The organism is Synechococcus sp. CS-205 (assembly GCF_025128255.1).
Lineage (GTDB): Bacteria > Cyanobacteriota > Cyanobacteriia > PCC-6307 > Cyanobiaceae > Regnicoccus_A.
The window spans coordinates 131,369-139,697 of sequence record NZ_JAHLZB010000014.1 but is presented as its reverse complement, the minus strand read 5'-3'; the positions used below and the strand labels follow the sequence as shown (position 1 = coordinate 139,697).

At 67.1% G+C, this 8,329-nt stretch carries 8 protein-coding genes; 7 read left to right on the top strand and 1 reads right to left on the bottom strand.

From position 1 onward, the window contains the following. Positions 1–157: 157 nt before the first annotated feature. A complete protein-coding gene (locus tag KQ297_RS03595) occupies positions 158–427 on the top strand; it encodes a hypothetical protein (RefSeq protein ID WP_259738202.1) in 270 nt (89 codons plus the stop codon). A gap of 456 nt (positions 428–883) precedes the next feature. On the opposite strand, the gene eno is transcribed toward KQ297_RS03595, so the two are convergent. After that, a complete protein-coding gene (gene eno / locus KQ297_RS03590; protein ID WP_259738201.1) occupies positions 884–2,176 on the bottom strand; it encodes a phosphopyruvate hydratase in 1,293 nt (430 codons plus the stop codon). A gap of 138 nt (positions 2,177–2,314) precedes the next feature. Between eno and gloA the strand changes: the two genes are divergently transcribed. The 6 genes from gloA (at position 2,315) to rplA (ending at position 8,053) form a co-directional block, all read left to right on the top strand. Continuing rightward, on the top strand, positions 2,315–2,719 hold the full coding sequence (gene gloA, locus KQ297_RS03585) for a lactoylglutathione lyase (RefSeq protein WP_259738200.1): 405 nt from the start codon (positions 2,315–2,317) through the stop codon (positions 2,717–2,719). Beyond that, positions 2,706–5,600, top strand: a complete 2,895-nt coding sequence (locus KQ297_RS03580; protein WP_259738199.1) for an ATP-dependent Clp protease ATP-binding subunit — start codon at positions 2,706–2,708, stop codon at positions 5,598–5,600. Before gloA ends, KQ297_RS03580 begins: the two co-directional genes overlap by 14 nt. A 68-nt stretch (positions 5,601–5,668) precedes the next feature. Beyond that, the gene (gene secE, locus KQ297_RS03575; protein ID WP_185464269.1) at positions 5,669–5,917 is read left to right on the top strand and encodes a preprotein translocase subunit SecE; all 249 of its coding nucleotides are present in this window, start codon (positions 5,669–5,671) and stop codon (positions 5,915–5,917) included. Positions 5,918–5,984: 67 nt separating this feature from the next. Then, positions 5,985–6,665: a transcription termination/antitermination protein NusG gene (nusG, locus tag KQ297_RS03570; protein WP_399251110.1), complete on the top strand. Its 681-nt coding sequence runs from the start codon at positions 5,985–5,987 to the stop codon at positions 6,663–6,665. A 123-nt stretch (positions 6,666–6,788) separates the two neighbouring features. Continuing rightward, positions 6,789–7,214 (top strand): 50S ribosomal protein L11, encoded by a 426-nt coding sequence (rplK, locus tag KQ297_RS03565; RefSeq protein ID WP_185464267.1) that lies wholly within the window; start codon positions 6,789–6,791, stop codon positions 7,212–7,214. A 131-nt stretch (positions 7,215–7,345) separates the two neighbouring features. Then, the gene (rplA, locus tag KQ297_RS03560; RefSeq protein WP_259738198.1) at positions 7,346–8,053 is read left to right on the top strand and encodes a 50S ribosomal protein L1; all 708 of its coding nucleotides are present in this window, start codon (positions 7,346–7,348) and stop codon (positions 8,051–8,053) included. Positions 8,054–8,329: the final 276 nt, after the last annotated feature.

Here is an 8,329-nt window from a genome sequence, read left to right as displayed (position 1 = left end):
TGAGATGCCCTCACTGCTGCCCAGCGACTGAGCAGCGCTCCCGGCACCGGAGGTATCAGCAGAGCAGATCTGCTGCCTCGCTTGATGACCATGGCAGCCACAATGCTGTGACTCAGCATCTCGCCCCCTGAATGGGTACCAACGGCTAAAGGACAAGTTGGGTGCGGCCCTCGGGCTGATCCTGGTGGGCAGGGAGATCCCCATCGGTGGATCCAGGCTGGCCATTCTGTTTGGCGGTGGCAGTTATTTGGACGATTGGAATGACGGCTTCGCTTTGCTCGATACCACGATCGATATTCCCCTAAGCAGGCGATGGTCGTGGAGCAACAGCCTTGTCTTGCGCTACCAAACCGATACAGTGATTAAGCAAAATCCAAACCTCAGCTCAGTTTTTTCTTCACGCTTCACGTTTAAGTTCGCGCCTTGATGCTACTAAGGGCCCATGGACTACGTACCTGGCCGGCCGCTTCTCCCGGGCCACTCCCTGCAGGTCATGGGATTGGGAATCACTCTGTTGAGGAACTCCTGAAAACCGGATGGAACCGGCTCAGTTCCAAGACGGAGGCTGTCAATGGATGGCGCCCCCCCTCGCCTGCGCAAGATGGGCGAGCGGGATCCTGATAGGCATTCGTTCGCCAAGGGACACCAGTGAGTTCACCGCTGCCCGGAGAGCGCTGCGTCCTACTGCCTGCAGCGAAAACCCTTGATCAGTTGTGGATTTAGCCGTGATCGCCGAGATATCTTCATCTCTGCTCTGCTGGAACGTCCCTGAGGGCCCTCAAGTCCCCCCTGGGCTTGCATCCGTTGGAGAGCCACTTCTCGGTTGGCCCCCTGCGTGATTCCCGCGGGCGGGTGGGGTCCTCTCAATCCTGGTGTTGCACGCTCAGAGCTTGCCCTTGGGGCCCTGACCATCGGCCCCGGCATACAGGGCCTGGCTGCCCAGTTCATCCTCGATGCGCAACAGGCGGTTGTATTTCGCCACCCGCTCGCTGCGGCTCAGGGACCCGGTCTTGATCTGGCCCGCCCGGGTGGCCACCGCCAGATCCGCGATGGTGGTGTCTTCGGTTTCACCGCTGCGGTGGCTGATCACGCTGGTGTAGCCGGCCCGGCCAGCCAGATCGATCGCCTGCAGGGTTTCGGTGAGTGAGCCGATCTGGTTCACCTTGATCAGAATCGAGTTGGCGGTGGCGGTGTCGATGCCCCGCTGCAGGCGGCTGGTGTTGGTCACGAACAGATCGTCGCCCACCAGTTGCACCGTGCCGCCCAGCTTTTCGGTGAGCAGCGCCCAGCCCTCCCAGTCGTCCTCCGCCAGGCCGTCCTCGATCGAGACGATCGGAAAGCGGTTCACCAGCACCGCCAGCTGGTCCACCATCTCGGCGCTGCTGTAGCTGCCGCCGCCGAAGGCGTAGCGACCGTCGGCGTAGAACTCGGTGCTGGCCACATCCAGGGCCAGGGAGATCTGATCGCCAGGGCGGTAGCCGGCCTTCTCGATCGCCCGAACCAGCAGCTCGCCGGCTTCCACGTTGCCCAGATCGGGAGCGAAGCCGCCCTCATCGCCCACAGCGGTGCTGAGGCCCCCGTCCTTGAGCAGCCCCTTGAGCACGTGAAACACCTCGGTGCCCATCCGCAGCGCCTCGCGGAAGCTGGGGGCGCCGTGGGGCACCAGCATGAATTCCTGGAAATCCAGGTTGTTGGCGGCGTGGGCCCCGCCGTTGATCACGTTCATCAACGGCACCGGCAGCAGGGTGGCCATCGGCCCACCCAGGTAGCGGTAGAGGGGAAGGCCCACCCCATCGGCGGCCGCCCGCGCCACCGCCAGGCTCACGGCCAGGATGGCGTTGGCCCCCAGGGCCGATTTGTTGTCACTGCCATCCAGCTCGATCATGGCGCTGTCGACCGCCACCTGGTCGAGGGCTGTGAGGCCGCAGAGAGCCGGGGCGATCTTCTCTTCGATGTTGGCCACGGCTTTGAGCACCCCCTTGCCGGCGTAGCGGCTGCCGCCGTCGCGCAATTCATGGGCCTCGTGGGCTCCGGTGCTGGCGCCGCTGGGCACGATGGCCTGTCCCTGCCCGCCCCCTTCCAGCCGGACTTCCGCTTCCACCGTGGGGGTACCGCGGGAATCGAGCACCTCCCGAGCCACGATGGAATCGATCACGAGGTCGAGGGAGTCGAACACGAAAACTTCAGGCGGGCATGGCTTGGGGGGATCTTATGGGGCGCCCCGGGGAGCTCCGATGTGACGGTCGGTACCGACGGACCAGACGCCGCCGGCAGGGCCGACGCCAGAATCGACGCAACGATTCCGGAAACCCCCATGCGCCTGCTGCACACCATGCTCCGGGTGGGAGACCTGGAACGTTCCCTGGCGTTTTACACGGAGGTGTTGGGGATGCGGCTGCTGCGCCGCAAGGACTATCCCTCAGGCCGGTTCACGCTGGCGTTCGTGGGCTATGGCGATGAGAGCGACCACAGCGTGCTCGAGCTCACCCACAACTGGGACACTCCGGCCTACGACATCGGCAGCGGCTATGGCCACATCGCCCTTGGCGTCGACGATATCCACAGCACCTGTGCGGCGATCACCGGCAAGGGGGGACGGGTGGTGCGTGAACCGGGGCCGATGAAGCACGGCAGCACCGTGATCGCTTTTGTGGAAGACCCTGATGGGTACAAGGTGGAACTGATTCAGTTGTCATCCAGGGCCGATGCAGCCGCCTGAACCCGTCCCCACCGGCAGCCTCACCAGCGAGCCCGACCGTTTCAGCGAGGCCGCCTGGGATCTACTGCTGGCCTCCCAGGATCAGGCCCGCCGCTGGCGCCACGGCCAGATGGATGTGGAGCATCTGCTCCAGGCGCTGCTGCAGGATCCCCGCTTTGCAGCCTGGGTGAATCCCTTGCCGATCCAGGCCGAGCGCCTGCTCGATGGCCTGGAGGCGTTCTGCGCCGAGCAGCCCTCCTCGCCCGGCGATGACCTCTACATCGGCGAGGCCCTCGAAGACCTGCTGGAGGAGGCCGACCGGCGCCGTGCCGGCTGGGGCTCGCGCCTGCTCGACATCCCCCATCTGCTGCTGGCCCTGCTGGATGAACCTCGCCTGGGTGCCGATCTTCTGGCGGAGGAGGGTCTGACTGAGCAGGAGCTGCTGCGCCACCTCCGGCCCGGTGCCACCGCGGCCCCCGTCGCCTCCTCTCGCCGCGCCTCCTCGGCAGGGACCACTGCCGCAGGCGATCCCGCCACGCCTTCCGCAGATGCCGGGCGTCCCCGACGCTTTGCGGCGACTGCCGTCGCGGCTGACGACTGGATCGACAGCCCATCGGCGGCACCCACAGCCGCGGCCGTCGCGCCTGCTCCCACTCCGCCACCGCCAGCGTTCCCCCGCCATTCCATGCCTTCAGCGGGCGGCAGCCAGGCGACCAGGCCACCCTCTGCCCCTGCGGAGCCTGAGCTCAGCCTCGACGCCGAGCCCAGCGCTCTGGAGCAGTACGGCCGCGATCTCACCGCCGCCGCCCGCGCCGGGCTGCTCGATCCCGTGATCGGCCGCGACACCGAAATCCGGCGGCTGATCCAGGTGCTCTCCCGCCGCGGCAAGAACAACCCGGTGTTGATCGGGGAGCCTGGGGTCGGCAAGACCGCCATCGCCGAGCGGCTGGCCCAGCGCATCGCCACCGGTGAGGTACCCGACTCCCTCAAGGGGTTGCGGCTGATCGCCCTCGACCTCGGTGCCCTGATCGCCGGAGCCAAGTTCCGCGGTCAGTTCGAGGAGCGCCTGCGCAGCGTGCTCGCCGAGGTGAAGGAGCCTGAGGCGGGCCGCGCTGATGCCGGGGTGGTGCTGTTCATCGACGAACTGCACACGGTGGTGAGCACCGACCGCTCCAGCGCCGATGCCGGCAGCATCCTCAAGCCGGCCCTGGCCCGGGGGGAGCTGCGCTGCATCGGGGCCACCACCCCCGAGGACTACCGCCGCACGGTGGAGAAGGATCCCGCCCTCAACCGCCGCTTTCAGCAGGTGCTGATCCGCGAACCCGGCAAGGAGGTGAGCCTCGAGATCCTGCGGGGCCTCAAGGAGCGCTATGAGCTCCACCACGGTGTCACCATCACTGATGGGGCCCTGCAGGCGGCGGTGCGGCTCTCCGATCGCTACATCGCCGACCGCTGCCTGCCCGACAAGGCGATTGATCTGATTGATGAGGCCGCGGCCCAGCTGCGCATGGAGGTCACCTCCAAGCCCCAGGTGGTGGAGGCCGCCGAACTCGACCTGCGCCGCATCGAGCTCGCCCTGCTCGGGGCTGAGGCGGCCTCCCAGGAGGAGCGGGTGGCCCTGCAGGAGCAGCGGCGCACGGCCCTGGAGCGGTTGCAGGATCTGCAGCGGCGCTGGCAGGCGGAGCGTGATCAGCTCGCCGAGCTGCGGGAGCTGCTGCAGCAGGACGACGAGCTGCGGCTGGCGATCGGCGAGGCCGAACGGGACGGGGAGTACGAGGAGGCGGCTCGGCTGCAGGTGGATCAGCTGCAGGTGGTGCAGCAGCGGCGTGCCGCCCTCGAGGAGGAACTTCTCGACGACCAGCGGGGAGGGCTCTCCCTGCTGCGCGAGCAGGTGGAGGAGGGTGACATCGCCGACGTGGTGGCCCGCTGGACGGGCATCCCGATCCAGCGCCTGCTGGCCGGGGAACGGCAGAAGCTGCTGGAGCTGGAGCAGCGCCTGGCCGAGCGGGTGATCGGCCAGCCCGAAGCGGTGGCGGCGGTGGCCGCCTCGATCCGCCGGGCCCGGGCCGGCATGCAGGACCCCCGCCGCCCGGTGGGCTCCTTCCTCTTCCTCGGACCCACCGGCGTGGGCAAGACCGAGCTGGCCAAGGCCCTGGCGGCCGCCCTCTTCGATGAGGAGGACGCCCTGGTGCGGCTCGACATGAGTGAATTCATGGAGCGCAACGCCGTGGCCCGGCTGGTGGGAGCGCCCCCCGGTTACGTGGGCTACGAGGAGGGCGGCCAGCTCACCGAGGCCGTGCGCCGTCGGCCCTACGCCGTGCTGCTGCTCGATGAGGTGGAGAAGGCCCACCCCGAGGTGTTCAACCTGCTCCTGCAGGTGCTCGACGACGGCCGTCTCACCGACTCCCAGGGCCGCACCGTGGATTTCCGTCACACCGTGGTGGTGATGACCAGCAACCTGGCCAGCCGGGCCATTCTCGAGAGTGCCCGCAGCGGCGATGAGTCAGGCCTGGAGGCGGCGGTGGAGCGTGCCCTGGCTGGACAGTTCCGGCCCGAGTTCCTCAACCGCATCGACGAGGTGATCCGTTTCCGGCCCCTGGCGGCGGGTGATCTGGAACGGATCGTGCGCCTGCAGGTGGCGGAGCTGGCGGCCCTGCTGCAGGAGCAGAGGCTGGTGCTCGAAATCGATGAAGCGGTGGTGAGCAGGCTGGCGGAGCTGGGCTACGAGCCGGAATTCGGGGCCCGCCCCCTGCGCCGGGTGCTGCGCCGCCGCATCGAAAACCCCCTGGCCACCGAACTGCTGGAGGACCACTTCCGCGGGGCCCGTGGTGTGCGGGTGAGCCTCGGCGACCCCAGTGGCCCGGGGGGCGCCGACGGCCTGCGGTTCCTGCCTCTGGAGTGAAGGCGGAAAGGGTGTCCGGTAGGGTGTTCGTTTGCCGGTACGCCTTGCCGTCCGGTGCGCTCGCGCCCTTGGATTCTCCCAGCCGCACCACCACCCCCGACGACACTGCCCCCCAGGAGGTCAACCCTGGGGAGCGGTCTGGTCCTGCTGGTTTCGTCTCTTCCACCCTGGAAGAGCTGCGCAAGGTGGTCTGGCCCAGCCGTCAGCAGCTGTTCAGCGAGTCGGTGGCGGTGATCCTGATGGTGAGCCTCTCGGCTGCCACCATCGCGGCCGTCGATCGTTTCTACAGCTGGGCCTCCAGCCAGGTTTTCCCCTGAGGCAGCAACGGTCCTGCCGCTGCCTCCCCCGTCCTGATCCCTCCTGAGCTCCCACTCCTCCGTCCCCGTGTCCGAAGCCGATCTCGTCACCGCAACCAGCCCCGACGGGGCCCCTGAGGACGCCGTCGTCGAAGACGTGCTCGCCCTTGAAGCTCCGCCGGAATCCGAGCGGCAGGGCAAGCCGATGGTGGCCCGCTGGTATGCGGTGCAGGTGGCCTCCAGCTGTGAGAAGAAGGTGAAGGCCACCCTTGAGCAGCGCGCGATCACCCTGGGGGTCGACAGCCGCATCCTCGAGATCGAGATCCCCCAGACCCCGGCGGTGAAGCTCAAGAAAGACGGCAGCCGTCAGGCCGCCGAGGAAAAGGTCTTCCCCGGCTACGTGCTGGTGCGGATGATGCTCGATGAAGACACGATGATGGCGGTGCGGAGCACACCGAACGTGATCAATTTCGTGGGTCAGGAGGAGCGCCGCTCCACCGGCCGCGCCCGCGGTCACATCAAGCCGAGGCCGCTCAGCCGCCAGGAGGTCGACCGGATCTTCAAGCGTGCCGCTGAGAAGAAGCCCGTTGTCAAGGTCGATCTGGCCGAGGGCGATCAGATCCTGGTCACGGCCGGTCCTTTCAAAGACTTCCAGGGGGAGGTGATCGAGGTGTCGGGCGAGCGGAGCAAGCTCAAGGCCCTGCTCTCGATCTTCGGCCGGGAAACCCCGGTGGAACTGGAGTTCTCCCAGATCAGCAAGCAGAGCTGATCCCCCTGCGGCCGTCTCCCTGCGGAGGGCGGCCCTGGCTGAGGGCACCGGACCGGTGCCCTCAGCAGACGCCTCGACCCAAGGGTCAGGCGATCCGCATCGCTTCCCTCCGTAGACCAGCCGATGGCCAAAAAAGTCGTTGCCGTGATCAAGCTGGCGCTCAACGCCGGCAAAGCCAACCCCGCACCACCGGTGGGCCCTGCCCTCGGTCAGCACGGGGTGAACATCATGGCGTTCTGCAAGGAGTACAACGCCCGCACCCAGGACAAGGCCGGTTATGTGATCCCGGTGGAGATTTCGGTCTTCGAAGACCGCAGCTTCACCTTCATCACCAAGACCCCGCCGGCTTCGGTGCTGATCACCAAGGCCGCCGGAATCGAGAAGGGTGCCGCCACCTCTGCCAAAGGCAGCGTGGGCGCCATCAGCCGTGCCCAGCTCCAGGAGATCGCCAGCACCAAGTTGCCCGACCTCAACTGCTCCAACCTGGATTCAGCCATGCGGATCATTGAGGGCACCGCCCGCAACATGGGCGTCGCCATCAGCGACTGAGTTCCACTGGAGCCCTGCTCCACCTGTTCCGCTTCACTCCACCATTCACCCCACCGGGGGAGACAGTCGCCGCCGGCCCTGGCCTCAGCCCTGCCCGCGGACAACCTGTCGCCTGAACCCCGCTCAAAACCATGCCCAAGACATCCAAACGGTTCACCGCCCTGCTCGAGACGATCGAGGACCGTGACTACACGCCGAACGAGGCCCTCGAGCTGGTCAAGGCCAACGCCAACGCCAAGTTCGATGAAACGATCGAAGCCCACGTGCGCCTCGGCATCGATCCCAAATACACCGATCAGCAGCTGCGCACCACCGTGGCCCTGCCCAGGGGCACCGGCCAGACCATCCGCATCGCCGTGATCGCCCGGGGCGAGAAGGTGGCCGAGGCCAAGGCCGCCGGCGCAGACCTCGCCGGCGACGACGATCTGGTGGAGGCCATCGCCGGCGGCCAGATGGACTTCGACCTGCTGATCGCCACCCCGGACATGATGCCCAAGGTGGCCAAGCTGGGCCGGGTGCTCGGTCCCCGCGGCCTGATGCCGAACCCCAAGGCCGGCACCGTGGCCACCGATCTTGCTGCGGCCATCAACGAATTCAAGGCGGGCAAGCTGGAGTTCCGTGCCGATCGCAGCGGCATCGTGCATGTGCGCTTCGGCAAGGCGAGTTTCACGGTGGAGGCTCTGCTGGAGAACCTCAAGGCTCTGCAGGAAACAATCGATCGTCAGAAGCCCAGCGGTGCCAAGGGCCGCTACTGGCGCAGCCTCTACCTGACCTCCACGATGGGCCCCTCGGTCCCGGTCGACTTCACTGCCCTTCAGGACATCAAGCTCGAGGGTTGAGGGTCGCCTCCAACCCCGGGACCGCTCGCGTGTAAGTTGGTGGATCGGGCACGCGCCCGGCCCAAGACAGCAGGTCAATGCTGCGGCCTCCAGGCTTCCCGCTTCAGCGGGTGATCCGGTGGCCACGGTCTTCGTAAACCCTGCCGAGGTGCACGCGACTTTTTTCCGGTTCGGATTCTCCGGGCGGATCACCGTTCAGCGGCCTCGACACTTCACTCCGGTCTGCACCGGCTGCGAAGTCGGCTGAGCCTTCTGGCCCCAATGGTCAGTGGTTCG

Coding starts and splice junctions, on each gene's coding strand:
- gloA (WP_259738200.1), top strand. CDS start 2,315: ATGCGCCTGCTGCACACCATGCTCCGGGTGGGAGACCTGGAACGTTCC.
- rplA (WP_259738198.1), top strand. CDS start 7,346: ATGCCCAAGACATCCAAACGGTTCACCGCCCTGCTCGAGACGATCGAG.
- rplK (WP_185464267.1), top strand. CDS start 6,789: ATGGCCAAAAAAGTCGTTGCCGTGATCAAGCTGGCGCTCAACGCCGGC.
- KQ297_RS03580 (WP_259738199.1), top strand. CDS start 2,706: ATGCAGCCGCCTGAACCCGTCCCCACCGGCAGCCTCACCAGCGAGCCC.